General features: G+C 57.9%; 1 protein-coding gene. It reads left to right on the forward strand.

The window, feature by feature from the left end:
* The coding region (locus H6M51_RS24215) for a molybdopterin-dependent oxidoreductase (protein WP_185812312.1) at positions 1-629 on the forward strand (629 nt) is incomplete at both ends.

Below are 629 nucleotides of genomic sequence, written 5' to 3' on the forward strand. Positions count from 1 at the left end.
TTCCGTTCAAACAACCTCGACCCCAATGCCCGCCATTGCATGGCATCCGCCGCGTATGCCTTCATGCGGACCTTCGGCATGGATGAACCTATGGGCTGCTACGACGATTTCGAGCACGCCGATGCCTTCGTGCTCTGGGGCTCCAACATGGCGGAGATGCACCCGATCCTCTGGACACGCCTTGCAGACCGGCGCCTGGGCCACGAGCATGTGAAAGTCGCGGTGCTCTCGACTTTCACGCACCGCAGCATGGATCTGGCCGACGTCCCGATCATCTTCAAGCCGAGCACGGATCTGGCGATCATGAACTATATCGCCAATCACATCATCTCGACCGGTCGGGTGAACGAAGACTTTGTCCGCGCGCACACGACCTTCATGAAGGGCGTGGACGATATCGGCTATGGTCTCCGCGCCGACGATCCGCTTGAAATGAAGGCAAAAAATGCCGGCGACCCGACCAAGATGGAGCCGATCGACTTCGACAGTTTCAAAGCCTTTGTCGCAGACTACACCCTGGAAAAAGTCGCCGAGCTGACTGGGTCCGATCCGGGCTTTCTGGAGCAACTCGCCGAGCTCTATGCCAACCCCGAAACCAAGGTCATGTCTCTTTGGACCATGGGTTTCAA

It is taken from the genome of Rhizobium sp. AQ_MP (assembly GCF_014237835.1).
Lineage (GTDB): Bacteria > Pseudomonadota > Alphaproteobacteria > Rhizobiales > Rhizobiaceae > Allorhizobium.